The 25889-nt window shown below is 68.2% G+C and carries 20 protein-coding genes; 8 read left to right on the top strand and 12 right to left on the bottom strand.

The window, feature by feature from the left end; genetic code table 11:
* Positions 1 to 2 precede the first annotated feature (2 nt).
* Both mmsA and chvE read right to left on the bottom strand, forming a co-directional pair.
* Entirely contained in the window at positions 3 to 1511 is a 1509-nt protein-coding gene (mmsA, locus tag B7495_RS01995; RefSeq protein ID WP_088457834.1) for a multiple monosaccharide ABC transporter ATP-binding protein, read from the bottom strand.
* 125 nt (positions 1512 to 1636) lie between these two features.
* Positions 1637 to 2761 (bottom strand): multiple monosaccharide ABC transporter substrate-binding protein, encoded by a 1125-nt coding sequence (gene chvE / locus B7495_RS01990; protein WP_088455104.1) that lies wholly within the window; start codon positions 2759 to 2761, stop codon positions 1637 to 1639.
* Between the two features lie 478 nt (positions 2762 to 3239).
* Between chvE and xylA the strand changes: the two genes are divergently transcribed.
* Positions 3240 to 4430, top strand: a complete 1191-nt coding sequence (xylA, locus tag B7495_RS01985) for a xylose isomerase (protein ID WP_088455103.1) — start codon at positions 3240 to 3242, stop codon at positions 4428 to 4430.
* A gap of 161 nt (positions 4431 to 4591) precedes the next feature.
* Entirely contained in the window at positions 4592 to 5806 is a 1215-nt protein-coding gene (locus tag B7495_RS01980; RefSeq protein WP_088455027.1) for an IS30 family transposase, read from the top strand.
* Positions 5807 to 5843: 37 nt separating this feature from the next.
* Here the strand turns inward: B7495_RS01980 and B7495_RS01975 are convergent, their stop codons facing one another.
* Positions 5844 to 6758 (bottom strand): aldo/keto reductase, encoded by a 915-nt coding sequence (locus tag B7495_RS01975; protein WP_088455102.1) that lies wholly within the window; start codon positions 6756 to 6758, stop codon positions 5844 to 5846.
* A 157-nt stretch (positions 6759 to 6915) separates the two neighbouring features.
* Between B7495_RS01975 and B7495_RS01970 the strand changes: the two genes are divergently transcribed.
* Entirely contained in the window at positions 6916 to 8046 is a 1131-nt protein-coding gene (locus B7495_RS01970) for a glycerate kinase (protein ID WP_088455101.1), read from the top strand.
* 184 nt (positions 8047 to 8230) lie between these two features.
* A complete protein-coding gene (xylB, locus tag B7495_RS01965) occupies positions 8231 to 9646 on the top strand; it encodes a xylulokinase (RefSeq protein WP_088455100.1) in 1416 nt (471 codons plus the stop codon).
* A 231-nt stretch (positions 9647 to 9877) separates the two neighbouring features.
* Here xylB and B7495_RS01960 read toward each other — a convergent pair whose 3' ends face one another.
* The 8 genes from B7495_RS01960 to B7495_RS01925 form a co-directional block, all read right to left on the bottom strand.
* The gene (locus tag B7495_RS01960; protein WP_088455099.1) at positions 9878 to 11782 is read right to left on the bottom strand and encodes a glycoside hydrolase family 127 protein; all 1905 of its coding nucleotides are present in this window, start codon (positions 11780 to 11782) and stop codon (positions 9878 to 9880) included.
* A gap of 36 nt (positions 11783 to 11818) precedes the next feature.
* The gene (locus B7495_RS01955) at positions 11819 to 12847 is read right to left on the bottom strand and encodes an arabinan endo-1,5-alpha-L-arabinosidase (RefSeq protein ID WP_088455098.1); all 1029 of its coding nucleotides are present in this window, start codon (positions 12845 to 12847) and stop codon (positions 11819 to 11821) included.
* Positions 12823 to 14328: an alpha-N-arabinofuranosidase gene (locus B7495_RS01950; RefSeq protein ID WP_088455097.1), complete on the bottom strand. Its 1506-nt coding sequence runs from the start codon at positions 14326 to 14328 to the stop codon at positions 12823 to 12825. Before B7495_RS01950 ends, B7495_RS01955 begins: the two co-directional genes overlap by 25 nt.
* 81 nt (positions 14329 to 14409) lie before the next feature.
* Complete coding sequence (locus B7495_RS01945) at positions 14410 to 15114, bottom strand: YesL family protein (protein ID WP_088455096.1); 705 nt, start codon at positions 15112 to 15114, stop codon at positions 14410 to 14412.
* Position 15115: 1 nt separating this feature from the next.
* Positions 15116 to 16564, bottom strand: a complete 1449-nt coding sequence (locus B7495_RS01940) for an arabinan endo-1,5-alpha-L-arabinosidase (RefSeq protein ID WP_088455095.1) — start codon at positions 16562 to 16564, stop codon at positions 15116 to 15118.
* 2 nt (positions 16565 to 16566) lie between these two features.
* Positions 16567 to 17532, bottom strand: coding sequence for a carbohydrate ABC transporter permease (locus B7495_RS01935; RefSeq protein WP_240632350.1), 966 nt, complete (start codon positions 17530 to 17532; stop codon positions 16567 to 16569).
* Positions 17533 to 17542: 10 nt separating this feature from the next.
* A complete protein-coding gene (locus B7495_RS01930) occupies positions 17543 to 18457 on the bottom strand; it encodes a carbohydrate ABC transporter permease (protein ID WP_165791122.1) in 915 nt (304 codons plus the stop codon).
* A 104-nt stretch (positions 18458 to 18561) separates the two neighbouring features.
* Complete coding sequence (locus B7495_RS01925; RefSeq protein WP_370028216.1) at positions 18562 to 19857, bottom strand: sugar ABC transporter substrate-binding protein; 1296 nt, start codon at positions 19855 to 19857, stop codon at positions 18562 to 18564.
* 252 nt (positions 19858 to 20109) lie between these two features.
* Here B7495_RS01925 and B7495_RS01920 point away from each other — a divergent pair, with 252 nt between their 5' ends.
* Positions 20110 to 21489 carry a glycoside hydrolase family 27 protein gene (locus B7495_RS01920; RefSeq protein ID WP_240632349.1) on the top strand — a complete coding sequence of 460 codons (1380 nt, stop codon included), beginning with the start codon at positions 20110 to 20112 and terminating at the stop codon, positions 21487 to 21489.
* Here B7495_RS01920 and B7495_RS01915 read toward each other — a convergent pair.
* Positions 21453 to 22466 (bottom strand): LacI family DNA-binding transcriptional regulator, encoded by a 1014-nt coding sequence (locus tag B7495_RS01915; RefSeq protein WP_088455092.1) that lies wholly within the window; start codon positions 22464 to 22466, stop codon positions 21453 to 21455. The genes B7495_RS01920 and B7495_RS01915 overlap by 37 nt on opposite strands.
* Before the next feature lie 431 nt (positions 22467 to 22897).
* Here B7495_RS01915 and B7495_RS01910 point away from each other — a divergent pair, with 431 nt between their 5' ends.
* From B7495_RS01910 to B7495_RS01900, 3 genes are all read left to right on the top strand, one after another.
* Positions 22898 to 24220: a GNAT family N-acetyltransferase gene (locus tag B7495_RS01910; RefSeq protein ID WP_088455091.1), complete on the top strand. Its 1323-nt coding sequence runs from the start codon at positions 22898 to 22900 to the stop codon at positions 24218 to 24220.
* Between the two features lie 161 nt (positions 24221 to 24381).
* Positions 24382 to 25287 carry a thioredoxin domain-containing protein gene (locus B7495_RS01905; protein WP_088455090.1) on the top strand — a complete coding sequence of 302 codons (906 nt, stop codon included), beginning with the start codon at positions 24382 to 24384 and terminating at the stop codon, positions 25285 to 25287.
* A gap of 210 nt (positions 25288 to 25497) precedes the next feature.
* Positions 25498 to 25863, top strand: coding sequence for a CHY zinc finger protein (locus B7495_RS01900; RefSeq protein WP_088455089.1), 366 nt, complete (start codon positions 25498 to 25500; stop codon positions 25861 to 25863).
* Positions 25864 to 25889 lie beyond the last annotated feature (26 nt).

Below are 25889 nucleotides of genomic sequence, written 5' to 3'. Positions count from 1 at the left end.
GCTCAGTCCTTTCCTGCGGTCATGTAGTGCATGAGTGTTTCCTGCGACGCGTCGGCCTTGGCGACCTCGCCGGTGAGTTTTCCTTCCGAGATCGCGTAGATGCGATCACAGATGCCGATCAGCTCGGGCAGTTCGGAGGAGATCACAATGACCGCCTTGCCCTGCGCCGCGAGCTCGTTGATGATTCCGTAGATCTCGTACTTGGCCCCCACGTCGATGCCGCGGGTCGGCTCGTCCAGGATCAACACGTCGGGGCCGGAGAAGATCCACTTCGACAGCACCACCTTCTGCTGGTTACCGCCGGAGAGCTTGCCGGTGATCGAGGTGACCGACGGCGCCTTGATGTTCATCTTCTGCCGGTAGGAGTCGGCGACCTTGTACTCGCGGTGCTTGTCGATCACGCCGTACTTGGCCAGCTTGGCCAGGGCGGCCGCGGACACGTTGACGGTGATGTCGCCGATCAGGTTGAGGCCGTAGCGTTTGCGGTCCTCGGTGGCGTACGCGAAGCCGTGCTCGATGGCCTCCCCCACGGTGCGCATCTGGATTTCGGTGCCGTCCTTGAAGACCTGCCCGGAGATGTTGGTGCCGTAGGAGCGGCCGAAGATGCTCATCGCCAATTCGGTGCGGCCGGCGCCCATCAGCCCGGCGAAGCCGACGATCTCGCCGGCGTTGACGGTGAAGGAGGCGCCGTCGACGACCTTGCGGGCCACGTCGACGGGGTGGTGCACTGTCCAGTTCTCCACCCTGAGCACCTCGGCGCCCACGGCGGGCTCCCGCGGCGGGAACAGGTTGTTCAGGTCCCGGCCGACCATGGCGCGGATGATGTGAGCCTCCGTGGCATCCGGCCCTGCCATGTCGATGGTCTCGATGGTCTTGCCGTCCCGGATCACCGTGACGGTGTCGGCGATGCGTTTGATCTCCTTGAGCTTGTGGGAAATGATGATGCAGGTGATGCCCTGCGTGCGCAGGTGGTCGATCAGGCCCAGCAGATGGGTGGAGTCCTCGTCGTTCAGGGCCGCGGTGGGCTCGTCGAGGATGAGCAGTTTGACCCGCTTGGAGAGCGCCTTGGCGATCTCCACGAGCTGCTGCTTGCCCACGCCGAGCTCGAGGATCTTGGTGGCCGGGTTCTCGTCCAGGCCCACCCGGGCCAGCAGCAGGGCGGCCTCACGGTTGGTCTTGTTCCAGTCGATCACCCCGCGGGTGGCGTTCTCGTTGCCGAGGAAGATGTTCTCCGCGATCGACAGGTACGGGCTCAGCGCCAGCTCCTGGTGGATGATGACGATACCGTCGTGCTCGCTGTCGTTGATGGTCTTGTAGGCCACCTCGTGGTCCTCGAACTCGATGCTGCCGTCGAAGCTGCCGGCCGGGTACACCCCGCTGAGGACCTTCATCAGCGTGGACTTGCCGGCGCCGTTCTCCCCGCAGATGCCGTGCACCTGCCCCCTCGTGACCTCGAGGGAAACACCGTCGAGGGCCTTCACCCCATTGAAGTCCTTCACGATGTTGTTCATCCTGAGGATGATCGAATGCTCCACTGCGCTCTCCTGTTTGCTGATGGGCCGGGCACCCGGTTTCCCGGGTGCCCGGCTAGGAGGTCGGCCTGCTCGGAACGAACAGGCCGGCCAGGGTCGGCTCGTTAGAGGCCGACATCCGATGCCTTGATGAAGCCGGAGTCGACGAGCTTGGTCTGCACATCGTCCTTGACGACGACCTCGGGGTCGAGCAGGAACGACGGCACGACCTTCTCGCCGTTGTCGTAGGTCTCGGTGTCGTTGACGGTGACCTCGTCGCCGGCCACGATCTCCTCGATCATGGTGAACACCTGCTCGCCGAGCGTGCGGGTGTCCTTCCAGACCGTCATGGACTGCTCACCGTCGAGGATCGCCTTGACGTTGGCCTTGTCGGCATCCTGTCCGGTGATCAGCGGGTAGTCGGTGCCCGGTGCGTAGCCGGCCGATTTCAGCGAGGCGATGATGCCGATGGCCAGGCTGTCGTTCGGGGAGAGCACCACGTCGACCTTGTCGCCGCCGGTGTAGAACGACGACAGACGGTTGTCCATTTCGGACTGCGCCTTGTCGCTGGCCCAGCCCTGGATGCCGATCGAGGCCCAGTCGTCGTTGGAGGCGGGTGACTGGCCGCTCGGAACGACGAGGACGCCGCTCTCCACGTAGGGCAGCAGAACGTCCCAGGCGCCGGAGAAGAAGAACTTGGCGTTGTTGTCGTCGGGGCTGCCGGCGAACGGTTCGATCGAGATCGGCCCGGTCGCGTTGGCCAGGTCGAGCTGGGTCTCCAGGAACTGGCCCTGCAGCTGGCCGACCTTGTAGTTGTCGAAGGTGGCGTAGTAGTCGACGTCAGGGGTGCCGTTGATCAGGCGGTCGTAGGCGATGACGGTGGCGTCCTGCTTCTTGGCCTCGGCGAGCACCGGCGCGAGCACCTGGCCGTCGACGGCGGCCACAACGAGGATCTTCGATCCGCCGGCGACCTGGTTCTGGATCTGGCTGATCTGCTGGTCGGTCTTGTTGTCGGCGTACTGCAGGTCGACGGTGCAGTCGGCCTCTTCGAGCAGCGCCTTGAGCTGCTCACCGTCGTTGATCCAGCGTTCCAGGCTGCGGGTCGGCATCGAGATGCCGACGTTGCACTCGGTACCGCCGGCGGCTGCATCGCCGCCTCCGGTGGTTTCACCGTCGCTGGCGCAGGACGCGAGCGACAGGGCGAAGATGCCTGTGGCCGCGAGGGCGAGAATTTTCTTGGTCTTGGACATAGTTGGAGCTTTCCTCTCTGAGAGCTGCCAGTCACCGCAGTCACCGGTATGCCGGTGGACTGCCAGAGGAGGAAATCTTGTCGCCCGCTCCCCCAGCACTGGGCGAACGCGTGTCAGGGTTACCTCCTTGTAACGGGACATCGCTGTGATTGACCCACCGCGCAAATGCGGCCTTTGTTGACGGACAGAACTTATCTCGTACCTTCTCGGTTTGCCTAGGGGCAAAACAGGAAATGCCCCTGTTTGGGGGGTTGGCATGATGACGCACCCTCTCGAGGGCTCCAATTGCGACGGGAATCGTCGAAACCGTTCGACAGGGTCAGTGGCGGGAGGAGGCGCAAAAACCGACTTCCGGCGAATATGTTGTGGCCGGGGGTTTTCCTGCGGCCCGTGCGGGCAACTGTACGGATGGGCCGCGGGTGTGTAATATGTTGGTCATAGCAACAAATCGCCAATGAAGCTGAATCGGAGCACAGTCATGTCACTCACCCCCACCCCCGCCGACAAGTTCTCATTCGGCCTGTGGACCATCGGATACAACGGGTCTGACCCGTTCGGCGGACCCACTCGCCCGCAGCTGGACACCGTCGAAGCCGTCACCCGCCTCGCTCAGCTCGGCGCATACGGCCTCACCTTCCACGACGACGACCTCTTCGCCTTCGGCTCCACGGATGCCGCCCGCCAGAAGGAGATCGACCGTCTCAAGCAGGTCCTCGCCGACACCGGCATGATCGTGCCGATGATCACCACCAACCTGTTCAGCGCCCCGGTCTTCAAAGACGGCGGCTTCACCTCCAACGACCGCGCCGTGCGCCGGTTCGCCCTGCGCAAGGTCATGCGCAACCTCGACCTCGCCGCTGAGCTCGGCGCCAAGACTTTCGTGATGTGGGGCGGCCGTGAGGGCGCAGAGTACGACGCGGCCAAGGACATCCGCGCCGCCCTCGACCGCTACCGCGAGGCTGTCAACCTGCTCGGCGACTACGTCACCGACAAGGGTTACGACATCCGTTTCGCCATCGAGCCCAAGCCCAACGAACCGCGCGGCGACATCCTGCTGCCCACGGTCGGCCACGCCATGGCGTTCATCACCACCCTCGAGCGCCCCGAACTCGTCGGCGTCAACCCCGAGGTCGGTCACGAGCAGATGGCCGGGCTGAACTTCACCGCCGGCATCGCCCAGGCGCTCTACCAGGGCAAGCTGTTCCACATCGACCTCAACGGTCAGCGTGGCATCAAGTACGACCAGGACCTGGTCTTCGGCCACGGCGACCTGCAGAACGCGTTCTCGCTGGTGGACCTGCTCGAAAACGGCGGCCCGAACGGTGGCCCGTCCTACGACGGCCCGCGTCACTTCGACTACAAGCCGAGCCGCACCGAGGACATCAGCGGCGTCTGGGACTCCGCCGCCGCGAACATGCGCACCTACCTGCTGCTCAAGGAGCGTGCCGCGGCCTTCCGCGCCGACCCCGAGGTGCAGGAGCAGCTGGCCGCATCGCGCGTGCCGGAACTGTCGCAGACCACTCTGTCCGACGGCGAGAGCTACGACGACTTCCTGGCCGACAAGAGCGCCTACGAGGACTTCGCTCCGGAGGAGTACTTCGGCGGCAAGGGCTTCGGCTTCGTTCGCCTGCAGCAGCTGGCCCTCGAGCACCTGCTCGGCGCCCGCTAACCAGCAGGTTCGTTCGACCGTTCCACCCGCACCATCTGCCCCGGCCGGGACCTTCCGGCCGGGGCTTTCTCGCATCCCCCACCCGCGAACCGTGAGGTAGGCACCTTCGCCCGAGGCAAAGTCATACGGTCGTAGCAACGCTCTGATTCAAGGAGTGTTGGATGGTCAAGCTTTTTCCGGCGGGAACGCGGACGAGGTTCGTGGATTTGGTCTGCTCTGGGGGTGGTTTGCGGGTGTCTGCGGCCTCGTTGGGCGCGTCGGTCAATACCGCGACGCAGTGGTGGCAGCAGTCTGGCGGCATGGCCCTAAGTGCTCCGAGATCCGTTGTTGGTGGCGTCGCCGATCCCGCACCGGGCGGTGGTGTGGAGGGCGGTCGGGCGTTGACGTTGGCCGAGCGCGCGATGATCCAGTTCGGCCGTCGCAAGGGCCTGAGCTACGCCGAGATCGGCCGGGAAATCGGTCGGAACAAGTCCGTGGTCTGGCGGGAAGTGCACCGCAACACCAGCCTTGATGGCGTCTACTACGCGTCCGTCGCGCATACCAAGGCACACCAGGCCCGGCATCGGCCCAAACGGCTGAAGTTGGTCGACAACGCGGCGCTCTGCGAGTTGATCGAGGTCTGGATGGATGACGGGTGGAGCCCGAAATTGATCTCGGCGATGTTGGCGCATTACTTCGACGGTGACGAGACTATGCAGGTGAGCCACGAAACGATCTACCATGCGCTGTACGTGCAAACCCGCGGAGAACTACGAGCTGATCTGGCTAAAAGTCTCTCGACGAAGCGCACGAAGCGTGTTCCGCACTCCACGGACCGCAAATCGAACAGTCCCTATAAGGACGCGTTGAAGATCAGCCAGCGACCGGCGGAAGTCGCCGATCGGGCCGTTCCGGGGCATTGGGAAGGTGACCTCATCATCGGCGGCGGAGACGATTCGTCCGCGATCGGGACCCTCGTAGAACGCAGCACCCGGTTCACGATCCTGCTGCATTTGCCCGGGCCTCACACGGCCGACGAAGTCGCGACCGCGATGATCCGCGAGATGCGCCACCTGCCCGATCACCTGCGCCGTTCAGTGACCTGGGACCGCGGCACGGAACTGGCCGACTACGAGCGCATCCAACTTGCCTTGGACACCAAGCTTTACTTCTGCGACCCGCACTCGCCCTGGCAGCGCGGAACCAACGAGAACACGAACCGGCTGCTGAGGTTCTGGTTCGAGAAAGGCTCGAACCTCTCCGGCCACACCGCCGACGATCTGGCTCGCGTCGCAGCGAAACTCAACCGCCGGCCCCGACCCACCCTCGGCCTCGAAACCCCAGCCAACCGGCTAGCCCAGCTGCTCACAGCAGCACAAACCACCGGCGTTGCTTAGACCGCTTGACTTTGCCCGAGTTGTGGGTGCTTTTCTCTCAGTTCGCGAGGATGGTGTCCAGCTCGGCCCAGACCGCATCCGGCACGTCGATCGCGGCGTGGGCGACGGCCTCGTCGAAGCGCTCCCTCGTGCGCACGCCCAGCACGGTCGTGTCGACGAGCGGATGCCGCAGGCTGAATTGCAAGGCGAGCGCGGCCAGCGGGATCCCGGCGTCGGCCGCGATGCGGGTGACGGCGTCCACGGCGGCCTGGGTCTCCGGCCGGATCGGGCCGTAGGCGTAGGTGCCGGCGAACCGGGGGTCGCCGGTGAGGATCCCGGCGCCGAACGGGGCCGCGTTCTCCACGATCATGCCCCGGTCCCTGGCCGCCTGGTACAGGCCCAGCGCCGAGCGGTCCACCAGGGTGAAGCGGTTGTGATTGATCAGGACGTCGAAGAGGCCGGTGTCCACGAAACGGCGCATCATCGCGACAGGTCCGCCCGAGATACCGATGTACCGGGCCACACCGCGGTCCCGCATGGCCACGAGCGCATCCACGGCACCGCCGGGCTGCATGACGCTCTCGAAGCCGACGTTTTCGGGATCGTGCAGGAAAAGGATGTCGACGGATTCGAGGCCGAGCCGGTCGAGCGACTGCTGCAGAGATCTCTCCATCTGCGCCGCCGAGAAGTCGTTGCGCGCCACGTCGCGGTCGAGCTTGGTCTGCACGACCAGTCCCGGGCCGACAGTGCCGACCAGCGCCTTGCCGATGACCCCTTCCGAGTGTGAGTCGCCGTAGATGTTGGAGGTGTCGATGACGTTCGTGCTGAGCCGGCCGGCCGCCCAGGACGCGGCCAGGGCATCCATGGCGCTGGTCTCGGCAGCACTCCGCGGCGACCAGCCGGACGTGCCGAGGGTGAGAGGAGACAGGAGGAGCGCCTGCGAGCCGGTGGGCCGGGGATCAAGGGAAACCATGAGGCGAGGCTAGTCCGTTTCTGCCGAGGGGCGTGGAGCGACAACCCACTGACGAACCGGGGATCGGCATGCGGTACCGTGTCGAGAACCGGGCGTCCGGGCGGGAAGAGGGTCGCCCTCGTCCCTGCGTTCGTCGCTTCCACAGAGGATCGATCCCATGAAATTCGTTCTGGCCCCCGACTCGTTCAAGGAATCGATGACCGCGCCCGAGGCCGTCGCCGCCATGCGACGCGGTGTGCTGTCGGTGTTTCCCGACGCCGACTGCGTGGCCGCGCCGATGGCCGACGGTGGGGAAGGCACCACGGAGGCCCTCACCGATGCCCTCGACGGTGTGCTCGTCAGCGCCCCGGTGCACGACGCCCTCGGACGTTCCGTTCGGGCCCGGTACGGCTACGTCGGCTCCGAGCACCTCGCCATCATCGAAATCGCCGCCGCCGCCGGGATCGACCTGGTCGCCGTCGCCGACCGGGACCCGAAGATCACCAGCTCCTACGGGGTCGGCGAGTTGATCCGCCACGCCCTGGACCGTGGTGCGACGCGGTTCATCGTGGGTCTGGGCGGCTCGGTGACCAACGACGGTGGCGCCGGGATGCTCGAGGCCCTCGGCGCCCGCCTGCTCGATGAGGCCGGTGCGGACTTGCCGCGCGGCGGTGCGGCCCTGGCGCGGCTGCACCGGATCGACCTGTCCGCCGTCGACCCGCGGTTGGCCGGCAGCACGTTCCAGATCGCCAGTGACGTCACGAATCCGCTGCTCGGAGCCGCCGGCGCCAGCGCCGTCTTCGGCCCGCAGAAGGGCGCCGACCCCGCCACCGTGCACCAGCTCGACGCCGCGTTGGGCGTGTACGCCACCGTGATCGTCGCCCTGACCGGCACGGATGTGTCCAACCAGCCCGGCGCCGGAGCTGCCGGTGGACTCGGGGCCGCCTTTCTGGCGTTCTTCCCGGCCGAGCTGCGCCGCGGTGTGGATGTCGTGATGGATGCCGTGCACCTGGCCGACCGGATCGCCGGTGCCGATTTCGTGTTCACGGGCGAGGGCAGCCTCGACGCCCAAACCCTGAGCGGAAAGACCCCGCTGGGTGTTGCGGAGGCCGCCGGCGTGCACGGTGTCCCGGTCGTCGCCTTCGCGGGCCGGATCGGCCCCGGCGCCGAGGTGCTCTACGACCACGGCTTCGCCGCACTGGTGCCCATCCTGCCGGGTGTCGCCGACCTGCCCAGCGCCCTCGCCGATGGCGCGGCAAATTTGGAGCGCGCGGTCGCCACCGTCTGCCGGCTGCTCACCCTGTCCTGAGGGTGCCGCCCGCCCGCTGCGGGCGGCACGGAGCCCCTTGCGTGATGCCGCGGGGGCCCGCAAGCGTTTGAACATCCCCGCTAGACCGAATATGTTTAGACCCAGAACATTTTATGTGTGAGCCCCCGGGCGACGGCGAGGACGCCGCCGACCCACCGCGGATTTTTGAGGTTTGGAGTGCGCCATGGCGCTGGTTGCCGGAGTCGACTCGTCGACGCAGAGTTGCAAGATAGTGGTGCGGGATGCCGAGACGGGCGCGCTGGTGCGCACCGGCAAGGCGAGTCATCCCGTGGGCACCGAGGTCGATCCGGCCGCCTGGTGGGATGCCCTGCTGGCCGCCGTCGAGAAGGCCGGCGGTCTCGACGACGTCGCCGCCGTGTCGGTGGCCGCGCAGCAGCACGGCATGGTCGTGCTCGATGAGGACGGCCGCGTCATCCGCCCGGCCCTGCTCTGGAACGACACCCGAAGCGCGCAGGCCGCCGCCGACCTGATCGATGAGGTCGGCGCCGCCGAATACGCCCGCCGCACCGGCCTCGTGCCGGTGGCCTCGTTCACCGTCACCAAACTGCGCTGGCTGCGGGAGGCCGAACCGGCCAACGCCGCCAGGGTCGCCGCCGTCGCCCTCCCGCACGACTGGCTCAGCTGGCGGCTGCGCGGTTACGGCCCGGCCGGTGAGAGCGAGCTCGGCCCCGTGCTGACCGCGCTGACCACCGACCGGTCGGATGCCAGCGGCACCGGCTACTTCTCGGCCGCCCTCGATGACTACGACCGTGAGCTGCTCGTGCGCGGGCTCGGCCACGACGCCGTGCTCCCCCGGGTGCTCGGCCCTGGTGAGACCGCAGGCACCACGGTGGCCCTGCCCGGGGTTCCCGCCGGTCTCGTCGTGGGTGTGGGAGCCGGCGACAACGCCGGAGCCGCCCTGGGCCTGGGCGCTGCGGCCGGCGACGTGATCGTGTCGATCGGCACCAGCGGCACGGTCTTCGCCGTTACCGCGGTGCCCAGCGAGGATGCCTCCGGCGCCGTCGCCGGGTTCGCCGACGCCAGCGGGCTGCACTTGCCGCTGATCGCCACGCTCAACGCCGCCCGCATTCTGGACTCCATTGCCGGCCTGCTCGGCGTCGACCACCACGAACTGGGCCGGCTCGCGCTGGAGGCCGAGCCCGGCGCGCAGGGCCTGGTCCTGCAGCCGTACTTCGAGGGCGAACGCACCCCCAACCTGCCCGACGCCACGGCCTCCCTGTTCGGGATGACCCTGACCTCGACCACCCGGCCGAACCTGGCCAGGGCTGCGATCGAGGGGCTGCTGTGCGGCCTCGCCGACGGGCTGGACGCCGTGCGCGCGCAGGGAGTCAGCGTCGAACGCATCCTGCTGATCGGCGGAGCGGCGCAGAACCCGGCCGTGCAGTTCATCGCCGCGCAGGTGTTCGATGCACCGGTGGCCGTGCCCACCCCCGGCGAGTACGTCGCCGACGGCGGTGCCGCCCAGGCGGCCTGGTCGCTCACGGGCACCCGCCCGGCCTGGTCGGTGGCGGTCGAGGCGCACCCCACCCCGGACTTCCGCCCGGTCATCCGCGCCCAGTACGCCGCGCACCGCGCCTAGCTCCGCACCCCGCTTTCGTACGTTCGCTGTGTCGCGAAAGCGGGGAAACGGTCACTTCGCGCGACCCGAAGCAACCACATCACCGCTTTCGCGACCTACTTGGGGTCTCATTGGCCGAGGGCAGGGTGCGGTTGTTTCGCGAAAGCGGGGAAACGGTCAGCTCGCGCGAGCTGAAGCAACCACATCACCGCTTTCGCGAGGTGGGCCGAGTGCGCGGATGGCGGGGTACGGCTAGCTGGTGGGGATCCAGACGCGCATGCCCCCGGGCGCGCGGTTGCCCCACCGGTAGTACGGCACCGCGGTCACGGTGATGGCATCGCCGCCGGGAGACCGGTCGCCAGAAGCCACCGGGTAGAGCTCCCCCGCGTCCGGCGCCCGCCGCGCCCCGGTGATTCGCACCAGCGGCACGCCCAGATCCGCGTCGACCGGGCCCAGCTCGGCGGCGGCGGCGGCATCCACGACGAAGTCCTCGAGCACCAGCGACCCGGGCAGGTCGGCCTGTTCGAGCGCGTAGACCAGCGGCCCGCGCGTCACCACGACGCAGCCGCGCACCGCATCCACCTGCGGATGTGCCCGCCGCAGCCGCACGGGCATGTCCAGCACCAGCTCGATCGAGCGGATGCCCGCCCCCGGCACCCGCAGGTAGCCGGCCGACACCGCCGCAGAAGCCGCCTCCCCGTTCACGGTCAGCCGCCAGGACTCCGCCCAGGCGGGCACTCGCAGCGCCACCTCGCCACCGGTGAACGGCGCGTCGAACTCGATCGCCACGACACCGTCGACCGGGTAACCCGTGCGGATCCGGGCCACGGTGGCCGCCCCGCCGACCCCGCCGAGGTCGATGGTGCCGGTTTCGTAGAGGTGCAGCTGCAGGGAGCCCGCAGCCGTCGTCGCCGCGTAGTGCTGCAGCGACGAGACCAGTCGGGCCAGGTTGGGCGGGCAGCAGGCGCAGTCGTACCAGCCCACCCGGCGGGCCGGAGCCTGCTCGTGTGCGCCGTCCCGGTGGGTGCGCACCTGCAGCGGGTTGGAGTAGAAGAACGCGGTGCCCTCGCTCGTGGTCGACCCGGCGACGGCGTTGTACAGCGCGCGTTCGATCTCGTCGGCGAACCGGCCCTCGCCGGTGAGCAGCAGCATCCGCCAGTTGAACTGCACGCTGGAGATCGCGGCGCAGGTTTCGGAGTATGCCCGATCCGGCGGCAGCTCGAACGGGTCGCCGAAGGCCTCGTCGCGGTGCCGGGAGCCGAGCCCGCCGGTGACGTACATCTTGCTCCGGTGCACATCGGACCAGATTCGTTCGAGGGCGGCGAGCAGCTCCGGCTCCCCGTTCTCGGCATAGACGTCGGCCACGCCGGCGGCCAGGTACAGCTGGCGCACCGAGTGCCCGGTGGCGCCGGGCACCGTGCGCACGGGTTCGTGGTCCTGGAAGTACCCGTAGCCGAACCGGTCCTCGCCCACGCTCCGGTGGCCGCGGAGGTCGACGAAGCGCTGGGCCAGCTCAAGCCAGCGCCGCTGCCCGGTCACCCTGTACACCTCGACCAGGGCTGTCTCGATTTCCGGATGCCCGCAGACCGCGTCCACGCCGCCGGCGCCGAGGCGCTGCTCGACCAGGCCGGCGAACCGCAGCCCCACCTCGAGCAGGTCGGTGCGGGCACGGGTGCGCTGCCACGCCACCCCGGCCTGCAGCAGGTGCCCGAGGCAGTACAGCTCGTGGCCCCAACGAAGGTCGGCGAACTTCTCGTCGGGCTTGGCCACCTGGAAGAACGAGTCCAGGTAACCGTCGTCCTGCTGCGCCGCCTGCAGCAGCGCCACGGTGTCATCGACGAAGGAGACGAACACCTCGGCGCCGCCACCGGCCCGCCCGGCCTCCCAGCCGATGGCCTCGAGCACCTTATAGACGTCGGAGTCGGCGAAGACGAAGCCGCGGAAGACCCCGCTCTCCAAGCCGGCCGCGATCCGCAGGTTGGCCAGCGCCCCCGACTCCTCGAGCTGCCGCACGCAGTGCGCCAGGGTGGCGTCCCGGTTCACCCGCTGCCAGCTGGCGAGCTGCCCGGTTCCAGTGAGGCTCACCGCGTCGAGGGGCAGCGGACGGAGGACGCCGTGTGCCCTGGCGAGGGGGCTGACGGGTCCGGTGATGGGCATGAGGACTCCTGTGGCTAGTTCGGAAGAAATGGGCGGCTATTCCCAGGCCACGACCGGCCAGCCGTCGTCCCAGCCGAGCGGAATGAGGCCGAGTTGAAAGGCGCCGTCCAGGCTGGCGTCGTAGTAGTGGAACGCGAGGGTGCCGCCGGACACCGACTGGCCGCCGGGGCCGACCCGGTCCCCGTCGCCGGAGAGCACCGGGGTGCCGCCGTCATCCAGCAGCGCGGCGCCGTTGGCGTCCAAGTACGGTCCGTCCACGGTCTCGGACCGTCCGACGGCGATGTTGTAACTGCTGTCCACGCCGCGGCAGCAGAAATCCCGCGAGAAGAACAGGTAGTAGAAGCCGTCGTGCGCGAGCAGGAACGGCGCCTCGAGAGCGTTCACGGCCAAGTTGCGGTCCGCGATCAGCACCGGGTCGGCGTCGTCGGCGCGCAGCCCGCTCGGCCAGTCGAGTTCGACGAGGTGCAGCCCGGACGAGAACGAGCCGAAGCTCAGCCAGGGCGTGCCCTCGGCATCCTCGACCACCCCGGCGTCGATCGCGTTGTAGTCGGTGCCCACGGAGGTGATCACCTCGCCCCGGTCCACCCAGGCGTAGTCGGCCGCATCCGGATCGAGGGTGCTGTTGGTCGCCAGCGCGATCACCGAGGTGTTCGTGCCGAATAGCGACGCCGAGTAGTAGAGGTACCAGGTGCCGTCGTGCTGGTAGAGCTCCGGCGCCCACAGGTTGTCCACCCCGGGCACCGCCTCCACCAGCCAGTCCGGCTTCTCCTGCCAGACCTCGCCGACGTATTCCCAATCCAGCCCGTCCATGGACCGGCGGATCTGGATGTTGCCGTCCGCGACCTGCCCGTTGCCGGTCGAGTACACGTACGACGCGTCCCCCTCGACCCCGGCCACGTAGGCGGGGTCGTGAGTGGCGATGTCACCGCTGAGCTCGCGGGCGCCCTGCTCGGCCGAGCATCCGCACAGCACGAACAGGACGACCGCGGCCAGGGTCAGGACGAACAGGCCCGCGGGCGTGCCCGCCTGACCCGCTCGTCCTAACCGAGCGCGATCGCCGACCATGAGACGGGCGGCAACGTCACGGTGAGCGTGCCGTCGGCGAGGACCGAACCGGTGAGGTCCTTCAGGCCCACCCGGTTCTGGTCGGCCAGCGTGTTCTTCGCGTACGGGTCGGCGTCGTTCAGGGTGACGGCTTCCGTGATGACGGATGCGCCGAGCCCGGACACGTCGATGGCCACCTCGATCGACTCGGTCTGGCTGCGGTTCACCAGGAACACCGCGCTCGTGCCGGTCTCGGCGTCAGCGGTCACGACCGAGTCCACCAGCGGTGCGGCGCCGTACACCGCGGTGTCGTAGGTGTCGACGGTGATGCGGGGCGTGAGCACCTCGCCGCGGGCGAGCCTGGAGGTCACCGAGAAGGGGAAGAATGTGCTCTGGCGCCAGGAGTCTCCGCCTGGTTCGGTCATGATCGGGGCGATCACGTTCACCAGCTGTGCCAGAGAGGCCGAGCCGACCCTGTCGTGGTTCTGCAGCAGGGTGATCAGCAGGTTGCCGAGCACGACGGCATCCGCCACCGAGTAGACGTCCTCGAGCTGACGCGGCGCGAAACGCCACTCGTCGTTGACCTCCTCGGAGGCCTGGTGCTCGTCGAGGTACCAGATGTTCCACTCGTCGAAGGAGAGCTGGATGGTCTTCTTGCTGCGCAGCTTGTGCTTGACGTGGTCGGCGGTGGCCACGACGGTGTCGATGAAGTACTTCATCTCCAGCGACGACGCCAGGTAGGAGGCCAGGTCGCCGTTGCGTTCCTGGTAGTAGGCGTGGCAGGAGATGTAGTCGACCGACTCGTAGCTGTGCTCGAGCACGACCCGCTCCCACTCGCCGAAGGTGGGCATCGCCGAGCCGGAGGATCCGCAGACCACGAGCTCCAGCGACGGGTCGGCGGTCTTCATTGCCGAGGCGGTGCGGGCCGCGATCTTGCCGTAGTCGTCGGAGGACATGTGGCCGACCTGCCAGGGGCCGTCCATCTCGTTGCCGAGGCACCACATGCGAATGTCGTACGGTTCGGTCTTGCCGTTGGCGACGCGCTCGTCGGCCAGGGCGGTGCCGGCCTCACCGTTGGCGTATTCGAGCAGGTCGAGCGCCGACTCGATGCCGCGGGTACCGAGGTTCACGGCCATCATCAGTTCGGAGCCGGTCAGTTCGCACCAGCGGCCGAACTCTTCCAGGCCCACCTGGTTGCTTTCCAGCGAGTGCCAGGCCAGGTCGCGGCGCACCGGGCGCCGGTCGCGGGGTCCGACGCCGTCTTCCCACTTGTAGCCGGAGACGAAGTTTCCGCCGGGGTAGCGAATGGTGGTGGAGCCCAGCTCCTTGACCAGGTCGACCACGTCAAGGCGGAAGCCGTCCTCGTTGGCGGTGGGGTGGTCGGGCTCGAAGATCCCGTCATAGACGCAGCGACCGAGGTGCTCCACGAAGGAGCCGAAGATGCGCCGGTTGATGGTGGCGACCACATTGGTGCGGTCGATACTGATTCGTGCGGTGGTCATGGAGATCGTGTCCTATCTGTGCAGCGTTGACGAGGTGGGGCGAAGTCGAGTGAAACGAGAAAAGGCGGTGGGGTGGGCTGTTCAGGCCGGCGACGCACGCCGGCTGGGCGCGAGTGACAGTGCGCCGTCTTCGTTGCGCACCGCGCCGTGCGCGGGGTGCGCCGCGTCGAGGGCGGCGAGCCGGTGGTCGATGAGCCAGCCCGCCACGAACAGAGGCGCCGAGGCGCCGATCAGCGGCACCAGCACGCCGAACTGGAACAGGGCCAGCGTGAGCGCGCCCAGCGCCAGGATCAGCGACAGGCTCAGCAGCGGGGACACGAACGGCAGCACAAACGCGTACCGCCAGATCGAGCGGGCCGAGTCGCGGTAGCGGGTGCAGATGATGATCGCGGAGAACGCCGCCAGCAGGGTGCCGACCGAGACCACGACCAGCAGCACGAGCAGCACTGCGCTGACCGGGCTGCCCGCCACCGCAGTGGTCTGGAAAGCCACCAGGTCGAGGAACACCAGTACCGTGGCGAGCTGGAACGGGATCGCGACGACCGCGAGGTGCCAGAACTGGGCGCGGTAGGCGGTGATGAAGTCCCGCACCAGCCTGTCGCTGGGCTGGCCGGCGCGCAGCCTGCCGAGCAGGATCGCCGCGGCCGTGGCCGCCGGGAACACGCCCAGCACGATCAGCCCGGCGAGAGTGCCCGCGAGGAAGAGCAGGTTGATCACCACGAGCGCGATCGCGAACCGCAGCCAGTGCATCACCTTCCCGGCCCAGCCGATGGCGTAGTCGTCCATCTCAGGCGCCACTCGTGCCGAACCAGGCCACCCCGTCGGCGGTGAGGCCGCTGAAGGAGAGGGCGGGCCGGGCGTTCGCCCAGTCCCAGCTGGTGAAGACCACGGCGTCGAGTTCGGTGCCGGATGCGCCGCCGACGACCAGCCGCACGCGTTCGGTGCGCCCGTCGAAGAGCCGCTCGGGCGCATCCGTGGGAACCAGAACCGTGGGCGCCGTTGCGACGGTGACCGGGTCGGCATTCACCAGCGCGGTCGACTCTGGAGCCAGACGCACCGCGCGCCACGGGCCGGCCAGGCTCACCGGCGCGGCCAGGCGCTCCGCATCGACGCCGGCGAACGGCTGCGGCGAGACGACGGGCCACCCCGCTTCGGTGAAGAAGGTGCGCCGCAGTTGCACAACGTGCTGGCTGGGGTCGTCGGCGAAGCGCACGTGGTGCACCATGAAGTACTCGTCGGCGCGGCAGGCTGACGCTGTTGCATCGGCGGCAGCGCCCGTGCCGGGCAGGCCCGGCTCGGTCAGGATCGAGTTGTGCCCGGGGGCGAGCCAGCCGGTGTCGTCGCCGAACCGGTGGCTGCCGAGCACCTTGGTGCCGATCAGCGCCGGATCGGTGTCGAGGTCGGTCATCGAGTGGCCGAGCAGGTCGGTGTACGGGCCGGTGATCTCCTCGGCCACGGCCACCCGTACGTTGTAGCTGTCGAAGAGCGAGTCGTAGGAGGAGAACAGCACGTAGCGGTCCTCCTCTCGGCGGTAGACGATGAAGGCGCCTTCGATCGCCCGGTCCACCGATACCGGCCGGCGGGCGATGACGGTGCCCAGGTCGCCCGGCGTCTGTGGCCGGCCGGTCGCCGGGTTCAGCGGCAGCGTGTAGATGCCGGAGAAGAACGACCCGTAGGTCAGCCACGGGGTGCCGGACCTGTCGACGGTGACGGCCGCGTCGATCGCGTTCTGGCTGTCGGTTCCGGCGCGGGTGGCCACGACGATGCCGCGGTCCTCCCACGGTCCGGCCAGCCGGCTCGCCACGGCCAGGCCGATGGCGGACGTGCTCGAACCGAAGGTGGAGGCCGAGTAGTACATGTGCCACTTCACATCGGATGCGGCGGCGGTCGAGGCGCCGGCCGTCGGCCAGCGCACGACCTCCGGAGCCCAGAGCCCGGGCGCCTGGCTCCACTCGAAAGCGGGCCCGGGCACGCCGTCCAGGGCGGTGCCGACGAAGGACCAGTGCACGAGGTCGGTCGACCGGCGCACGTGCACGCCGGCCGCCACCGCATCGGCGCCGGCGGCGGCATCCGTGGAGAACATGTACCAGGTGCCGTCGGTGTCGCGCACGACGGTGGGGTCGTGGGCGTTGCGGGTGCCCCAGTCGGCCGGGTCGCCGGCGGGCGCCGGGGTCAGGCTGCGCAGCGCCTGGCCGGGTCGCGCTTGGCCGGGCAGGGTCTGGTCGAGAACCGACATGATCAGCCCTTCCCGCCGGTGAGGGCGACGGATTCGATGATCTGGCGCTGGAAGATGATGAACACGATCAGCACGGGCAGCAGGGCGATGAAGGACGCCGCCATGATCAGCGGGTAGTCGGTCTGGCTGGCGTACTGGGCGTTGAAGCTCGCGATCACCAGCTGCAGGGTCTGCTTCTCCGGCGTGTTCAGGTAGATGATCGGGGCCAGGTAGTCGTTCCAGACCGCCATGAACCAGAGGATGAACTGCGCCGCCATGGCGGGCCGGATGGCCGGGAAGATCAGCTTGAAGAAGATCTGCAGGTAGGAGGCGCCGTCGAGCTTGGCGGCCTCGATGATCGAGTCCGGCACGTTCTCGAGGTACTGCTTGAGGAAGAAGATCATGATGATGTTGCCGAACAGGCCGGGCACGATCAACGGCAGCAGGGTGTCGACCCAACCGATCTCGGCGAAGACCATGAACTGCGGAATCATGATGGTCGGGAACGGGATCATCAGGCCGGCCAGCAGCATCAGGAATGCGGCGTTCTTGAACGGCATCCGCATCTTCGCGAAAGCGAACGCGGCGATCGAGGAGGTGACCGATCCGACCACGGTGACGGTACCCGCCACGATCAAGCTGTTCCGGATGCCGCTGAGCAGCGGACCGGCCGACCAGACCCGCAGGTAGTTCTCCCACACCATCGGGTCGGGGATCCACTGCGGCGGCAGCGAGAAGATCGCTTCCTGGGTCTTGATGGAGGTGGAGAACGTCCAGAGCAACGGGCCGATCATGACCACAGCGCCGATGGACAGGATGATCGTGACGATCACATTGCCGATCGAATAGCTGGTGGTGCGCGAGACGCCGCGCTTGCGGTTCGGCGCCGGGAGACGGCGGCCACCTGAGGTCGGTGGGAGTGCCCCGTCGGGGGCCAGGAGGGGAGCTGCGCTCGGAATGGAGCCGGGCAGGGAGGTTGATGTAGTCACGGTGGCGGCCTCAGTCGATCGAGAACTGGTTGCGGCGGTTGAGCCTGAATTGGATGACGGTGATCACGAAGATGATCAGACCGAGCACGATCGACATCGATGACGCGTAGCCCATGTGCAGGTTGTTGAAGGCCTGCCGCCAGATGTACCAGACGATGGTCGCCGAGCTGAATTCCGGACCGCCCGTCGGGGTCATGATGTTGACCTCGATGAAGATCTGCGAGCCGCCGATGATGCTCGTCACCACGAGGAAGAAGGTGACCGGTCGAACCATCGGGAGGGTGATGTGGCGGAACTGAGCCCAGGTGCCGGCGCCGTCGAGCGCTGCGGCCTCGTAGAGGTAGCGCGGCACCGATTGCAGGGCAGCCAGGTAGAGCAGCATCGAGTAGCCGAGCCCCTTCCAGGTGGCCATGATGATCAGTGCCGGCTTGACGGTGTCCTTGTTCGCCAGCCAGTTGGGTCCCTGAATGCCGAACAGGTCCAGAACCTGGTTGACCAGGCCGAAGTCGCCGTTGTAGGCCCACTGCCAGAGGATGGCGATTGCGGCGATCGAAGAGATCACCGGCACGTAGTAGACGGTGCGGAAGAACGTGGTGCCGCGCATCTTACGGTTGAGCCCGAGGGCCAACGCCATCGAGAGCACCAGGCCGATCGGGATACCGATCATCATGAAGAAGGTGTTCCACATGGCCTTGGCGAAATACGGGTCGTTCCACATCTTGATGTAGTTGTCGATCCCGTTGAACTTCGGAGCGGCCAGCCCATTCCAGGCCGTGAAGGAGGCGTAGACGGAGAACAGCAGCGGGTAGAGCGTGAAAAGCAGGAAGCCGATCAGGGGGATCGCGATGAACGCGAGGGCAACCTGGTGCTCGCGCCTGTGCAGTCGAGAGCGGCGCGGCTTGGTGCGAAGAGCTGTGGTGGACATCAGTGATCTTCCTTGACGTGATTCCATGAGCGGGGGGCCGGCCGGGGCCGGGGGCGGATGCCGCGGCCACGCGTAGAGAGCGCGGCCGCGGCATCCGGGCGGTGTTAGCCGATACCGGCCTGGGCGTTGGCGTCGTCCAGGAAGGCCTGCATCTTGGGCTGCGCCTCCTTGAGGTAGTCGGCGGCGGTCTGCTTGCCGTCGAGGACCGGCTGGATGTTGGTGAACAGCTCGTCGTACCACTCGGCGTTGTAGGTGTTGTTCGCCGGCAGCGCACGACCGTAGTCGTTGACGATGTCGAGGAATTCCTGCTTGTTGGCCGGCTTGGTGGTCGAGTCGGCCACCCAGGTGTCGGCCATGTCCTTGAGGTTCGGGATCTGCACCCCGGCGTCGACCAAGGTCTGCTGCGCCGTGACGTCGGCAGAGAGGTACTCGACAAGCTTGGCGGACAGCTCAGGGTCCTCGGTGGTGCTGCCGACGGCGATGCCGAGCGAGCCGACCCAGGTGGCGGACTCACCGGTCTTCCCGGCCGGGTAGGGAATCAGGTCCCAGTCGAAGTCGAGCTCGGCGTACGTGGAGACGTCCCACGGGCCCACCGGGAAGAACGCGATCTGGCCACTCATCCAACGCTGGTAGGTGTCAAGGGTCTGCGCCTGCGCGGTGGAGGGGGTGACGCCCTCCACGTTGGACAGGTCCGCGAACCACTGCAGCGCCTCGGCGAACTCGGGCGTGTCAACGGTGACCTTGGTGCGGTCCTCGTTGAGGAAGTCGGCGCCGTTCGACCATGCGAACGACTGCAGGCTCCACTGCACGTTGAGGCCGGTGCCCCACTGGTCCAGCTCGCCGTCACCGTTGAGGTCCTTGGTGAGCTGCTTGGAGATGTTGACGAACTCCTCGAGCGTCAGGGGAACGTCCACGTCGGGCAGCGGAATACCGGCGGCCTCGAACATGGTCTTGTTGTACCCGAACGAGAACGGTCCGACGTCCTTCGGCAGAGCGTAGATGGCGCCTTCGCCGACCAGGCTGCCGTCGAAGCGGTAGCTGTCGACGCCGTATTCCCAGATGTTGTCGAGGTCGAGGGTGTCCGACCCTTCGACGTACTCAGTGATGTCGAGGACGACACCGTTGTTCACGTAGGCCTGGATGTCGCCCTGCGCGATGTAGAACACGTCCGGGATCTGCTTGCCGGCGATGGCCGCCTTGAGCTTGGTGGCGTAGTCGTCTGCGGTGGTCGAGATGATCTTGACCTTGACGTCGTTGGCTTCTTCGAAGGCCTTGATGGCCGTCGTGTATGCGGCCTTCTCGTCTTCGCCGCCGCGGAACATGAATGTGAGCTGCTTCTCACCGGTGTCTGCTGCTCCTGCCGAGCATCCGCTGAGCAGAAGGCCGGTCGTAGCGATCATTGCTACGGAGGCGGCGATAAAACGTGACCTCTTCATCACGTAGTTCCTTCCCGATTGGCTGTGCTGTGAGTGGTGGATGCCACGGCCCGTCGGGTCGGACATCCGCGTCCTGAGTGATTTACAACGTTGTAACAGTATGACAGGCTCGGTGCATACGCAACGAATCCCGGTAAAAAATTCCAACGTTGCAATAAATGTTATCGTCCCGTTACCGGCCGTGGCCGGGGCGGCCCACCGAACCGGAGCCTCCCGATGTCCCTCGAATTCCCCGCTGACCTGGCCATGCACGACACCGTCGCCCCACTCGCCGACCGGCCTCCGATGGGCTGGAACTCCTGGGATTGTTACGGCACCACCGTCACCGAGGCCGAGGTGCTGGCCAACGCCGAGTTCATGGCCGAACACCTTCTGCGCTTCGGCTGGGACACCATCGTGGTCGACATCGCCTGGTACGACCCCGCCGCCCGCGCGGGTGGTTACAACGAGAAGCCCGGCATCGAGATGGATGCCTGGGGCCGCCAGCTGCCCGCCACCAACCGGTTCCCGTCGGCGGCCGCCGGCGCCGGCTTCGCCCCGCTCGCCGCCCGGGTGCACGCGCTCGGCCTGCGTTTCGGGCTGCACATCATGCGCGGGATCCCGCGCGCCGCGGTGGAGCGGGCCCTGCCCGTCTTCGAGCGTGCCGGGGTGACCGCCGCCGACATCGCCGACCCGGCCTCGGCCTGCACCTGGAACCCGGACAACGTGGGCCTGAACCACGACCACCCCGGCGCGCAGGCCTACTACGACGCCCAGGTGGCCCAGTTCGCGACCTGGGGCGTGGACTTCATCAAGGCCGACGACATGCTCGCGCCGTACCACTCCCGCGAAATTGCGGCCTACGCCCTGGCCATCGCCCGCTCCGGACGCCCGATCACCCTCAGCCTCTCCCCCGGCACCGATCTCTCCCAGGCCCACCGCGAGCACCTGGCCGCAAACGCCGAGCTCTGGCGAGTGTCCGACGATCTCTGGGACCGCTGGGAGGACATCCTCGACCAGTTCGGCCGGCTCGCGCGCTGGGCACCGCACCAGCGCCCCGGAGCCTGGGCCGACGCCGACATGCTGCCGTTGGGGCGCATCGGCATCCGGGCCGAACGCGGCGACGACCGGATGAGCCGGCTCACGCCGGACGAACAGCGCACCATGCTCACGCTGTGGTGCCTGGCCCGGTCCCCGTTGATGTTCGGCGGCGACCTGCCGTCCACCCCATCCCAGACCCTGGCCCTGCTCACCAACCCGGCGGTGCTGCGCATGCACCGCGACTCGCACGGCCAGCGGGAGCTCTGGCGGGAGGGTGACACCATCGTGTGGAGTTCGGTTGCCGGGGCCGAAGTCGAGGAGCCGGCGGCGATTTACGTGGCCGTGTTCAACACCGCGGACGCCGCCAGGGAGATCCATCTGCCGTTGTCGGCGCTGGGCGCACCGGCCGGGGCGGCCACGGCCACCGACCTGTGGCACGGCGATCAGGTCGCGGTGACGAACGGCGGCCTCACCCTGCGGGTGCCGGCACACGGCTGCCGTCTTATGCACCTCGACACCCCCCTCGAGCACCAGTCCAGTCAGCCTGCCGTCGACTCCCGGTCGATCACGGTGTAGTCGGCCAGGTAGACCTCGGGCACCCGCGGGGTCACGCCCTCCTCGATGCGCTGCACGAGCAGGCGCACCGCGGTGTCGGCGATCTCGTCGCGGCCGGGGTCGATGGTCGACAGGGTCGGCAGGGAGTACTTAGTCTCGTCGAGGGCGTCGAAGCCGATGAACATCACGTCTTCCGGTACCCGCAGCCCGGCCACCTGAGCCACCCGCATGGCGCCGAGCGCCAGGGTGTCGTTGAGCCCGAACACCGCGTCGAAACTGACGCCGGTGTCGATCAGGGCGCGCATCGCCTCGGCGCCGTCCGCCCGGTGCCACCGGCCCACATTGCAGATCAGGGCCGGGTCGAACGGGATGCCGGCCTCAGCGAGGGCCTCGCGATAACCCTGCACACGCAGCACGGCGGAGCCCACCACCTCGCCCTCGTGCGCGCCGATGATGGCGATCCGGCGCCGGCCCCGGCTGATCAGGTGCAGGGTCGCCGCCTTCGAGGCTTCCACGTTGTGCATGGTGACGTGGTCAACGGGTCCGCCGAAGACCCGCTCACCGAGCAGCACCATCGGGTAGCCCACGTTGAGCATGGCGGCATCGTCGGTGCTCAGGCCCAGCGGGCTGAAGATCAGGCCGTCGGTCAGCTGTAGCCGCGGGCTCGAGAGCATGGCGATCTCGCGGCCGCGGTCACCGCCACCGGTCTGCTCGAGCAGCACCACCAGGTGACGGCGCTCGGCGGCCTGGATGATCGCATCCGCCAGCTCGGCGAAGTAGCTGAGGCTGAGCTCGGGCAGGGCCAGGCCGATCACACCGGTGCGGCCGGAGCGCAGGCTGCGTGCCGAGATGTTGGGCTTGTAGCCGAGCTCGTCGATGGCCGCGCGCACCCTCTCCCGGGTTGCGGGCCGGATGTGCTGAAAGTCATGGACCACATTGGAGACGGTCTTGATCGACACCCCGGCCAGCGCCGCCACATCGCGCAGTGTTGCTGCCAATTTCGCTCCCTGTCGGTCAGTGCCGCGAACAGTCCGTGCGCGCGGTCGCGGCGCCGCGCGGCCACACACCGTCCTCGGCGCGTCGGTCTGCTCACGTCCGAACTTACCGCCTCCATTACAACGTTGCAGCCGCCTGGCGCCTCTGGCGCGGTCCATTCCCGGCGGGGCCTCGCCCCGCTTCCGGCGCCGCGGGCCTCTCGGCACGCGCCAGTCCCGGCGGCACAGGTCAGTCCCGGCGGTACACGCTAGAACCCGTGCCGCCGCGAAGGACACCTGCCTGCGGGAGGAAAGTGGTCCACGAGACGTGGAGGGCACTCGCCTGCGCCAGGAACACCATCCCGGTACCGTCGCCGCCGACGACGTCCGCATCGGTGACAAGCGGGCCGCCACCCACCCGGTCCGCGCCGGATCGGCGTGAGTAGGCTGGATGGGTGAATGCCTACGCCTCCGCACCCGTCGACCCCGAATCCACCGCAAACCTCGCCGAACGCGGCCTGAGACTGGCGGTGCTCGACGCCGACGACGAGGCGGGCCTCAAGCGTTGGCTGCTGGCGGATGCCCGCGGCTTCCACGAGGTCACGCCCACCGAGGGCACCCTCGAGGTGCAGGTCGAGGACATCGCCACCGACAGGGTCACCGGCGTCTGGGACGCCTCGCAGGCCGACCCGGAGACCCCGGTCGCCACGATACGGTCCTGGGAGATGGGCCTGACCGTGCCCGGCGGCACCGCCCTGGGCACCTGGGCGATCAGCTCGGTCACCGTCTCCCCCACCCACCGCCGCCAGGGCATTGCCAGGGCCATGCTCACCTCGGAGCTCCGCACCGCCCAGCGGCTCGGCCTGCCGATCGCCATGCTCACGGTCTCCGAAGCCACCATCTACGGCCGGTACGGTTTCGGACCGTCGGCTCGGCAGTCCTCGTACGTCGTCGACACCCAGCGGGCCCGCTGGACCGGCCCAACCCCGGCCGGCCGCGTTCAGTTCGTCAGCCCGGAATCGCTGCTCGCCGACGGCCCCGAAGTCTTCGAACGCACCCGCGATCGCTCCCCCGGCGAGGTCGACCGTCGCGAGATCTGGTGGAAGCGTACCCTTGGCCTGCTGCCGAACGAACCCGACGCGCACAAGCGCGGCATCCGCGCGGTGCGCTACGACGATGCCGACGGCGCCATCGCCGGATTCGCGCTCTACGAGATCGCGCTGCAGAACGTCAGCCACCCCGGCCAGCTCAAGCTTGTCGACCTCGTCGCGGCCACCGACGACGCCTATGCCGCGCTCTGGCGGTTCGTGATCGAGATGGACATGGTCAGCGAGATCAACGCGGGCCTCCGCAGCGTCTCCGAGCCGGTGGCCTGGCAGGTCTCCGACCACCGCGCCGTGCGCAAGACCAGCGAACGCGACCACCTCTGGCTGCGCATCCTCGACGTTCCGGTGGCGCTCGGCGCCCGCAGCTACGCGGCGCCGGGCGACTACCTGCTCGACGTCACCGACGACCTCGGCTTCGCCGAGGGCCGGTTTCTGCTCACCGTGGCCGCCGACGGGTCGGGGCAGGCGCATCCGCTCACCGGTACGGCCCCGGCCGGCGCCGTCGAGGTGGCCCTCTCGGCAGCGGACCTCGCGTCGCTGTACCTCGGCGGCACGAGCGCGGTCGACCTCGCCCGCGCCGGCCGGATCACCGAGAAGTCCCCGGATGCCGCCATCCGGCTGGACACGGCGCTGCACTCCGCCTACGCCCCGCACCTGAGCACCTGGTTCTAGCCGATCGCTCCCGGCGCACCCCGATCTGGTCTTAGGCTGATCTGGGTGCCCGGCTCGGGCTGCCCTCCCAGCTAGCTCACAGCACCCGGCAACCGGCCTCATAGGCCGGGTCGATATCGTCGGGGTGAGAACCAGTCCCGACGAAACGGCACAGATAGCCCATGAACTCAAAAACCCCCGGCCAGGCGCTCCCCCCGAAGAAGGATCGCCGTGAGGTCGCGCGCGAGACCGCCCGCATCCAGCGGGAGGAGCAGAAGAAGCGCGAGACGCGCAATCGCTGGTTCCTCCGCGGCGGCATCGGCCTGGCCCTGGTGGCCGTGGCCGTCATCGTCGCCGTCCTGATCGTGGGCAGCGTCAAGCCGCCCTCGCCCGGGCCGCTCAACATGGCCAGCGACGGCATCCTGATGCAGGGTGACGGCACCACCATCAGCGCCGTGACGACCGCGGCGACCGCGGCCGACGCCGAGCCAGTGCCCACCGATGTGAGCGAGCTCACCAGCACCGTGAACATCGCGGTGTACCTGGACTACCTGTGCCCATACTGCGGCCAGTTCGAGACCACGAACGGCGCCCAGCTCACCAGTTGGCTCACCGCGGGCAACATCACCCTCGAGACGCACCCGATCTCGATCCTCGACCAGTCCTCGAGCGGCAGCAAGTACTCCACCAGGTCGGCCAACGCCGCCGCCTGCGTGGCCAACTACCAGCCGGACAGCTTCCTCGACGTGAACAGCGCCCTGTTCGCGAACCAGCCCACCGAGGGCACGACCGGCCTCAGCAATGCTGAGCTCGTCAGCCTGGTGGAGGAGGCCGGCGTCACCGACGAATCCGTGGCCACCTGCATCACCGACCAGGAGTTCGCCGACTGGGTGGGCGACGCCACCGACCGCGCTCTGGACAACCCGCTGCCCAACACCGACATCGGCGCGCTCGCCGGCACCCCGACGGTCCTCGTGCAGGGCGTCAAGTATGAGGGCGACCTCGGCGACGCGGCAGCCTTCGAGGCGTTCGTGTTGGAGCAGGCCACCGCGACGACCGACACCAGCGGCACCGACTCGGGCGAGTAGCCACTGCCCGCGCGGACTCCCGCGACGGCATCCAGCTCGGCTACTGTGGCCGGTGCGGACAAGTGCACCCGGCACACCGGGCGCAGAAGTCCGCACCGGCCACAGTTGTTCTCCGCGCACGAGAGCGGATGCGAGCGGATGCGAGCGGATGCGAGCGGATGCGAGCGGATGCGAACGGGTGACCGCGCTGTTGGACCCGAAGGAGACGGCATGTTGCACGAAGTCCCGGCCGACCGGCACCCGGCCAGGCCGCGCGTCTACGGCGCCACCGTCGATGCGAACACCCGGTGCGTGCATTACGCCGGGCCCACCGACATCGTCGCGATCAGGTTCCGCTGCTGCGACAGGTTCTACCCGTGCTTCCAGTGTCACGCCGACGCCGAATCGCACCCGGCAGCGCAGTGGGAGCCGGCGGAGTGGGCCGAGCGGGCGATTCTCTGCGGGGCGTGCGGGCAGACCCTCACGATCGAGGTCTACAGGTCCGTGTCCGCCTGCCCGGCGTGCGGGTCGCCCTTCAATGACGGATGTCGTCTGCACGCCCACCTGTACTTCCAGGTGACGCCGCCGACGCCCTGACTCCCGGCCCGGGCGACCGGCGCCGT

Origin of the sequence: Cryobacterium sp. LW097, from assembly GCF_002205495.2 — a bacterium.
GTDB lineage: Bacteria > Actinomycetota > Actinomycetes > Actinomycetales > Microbacteriaceae > Cryobacterium > Cryobacterium zongtaii.
This window is presented reverse-complemented; position numbering and strand designations above follow the sequence as displayed.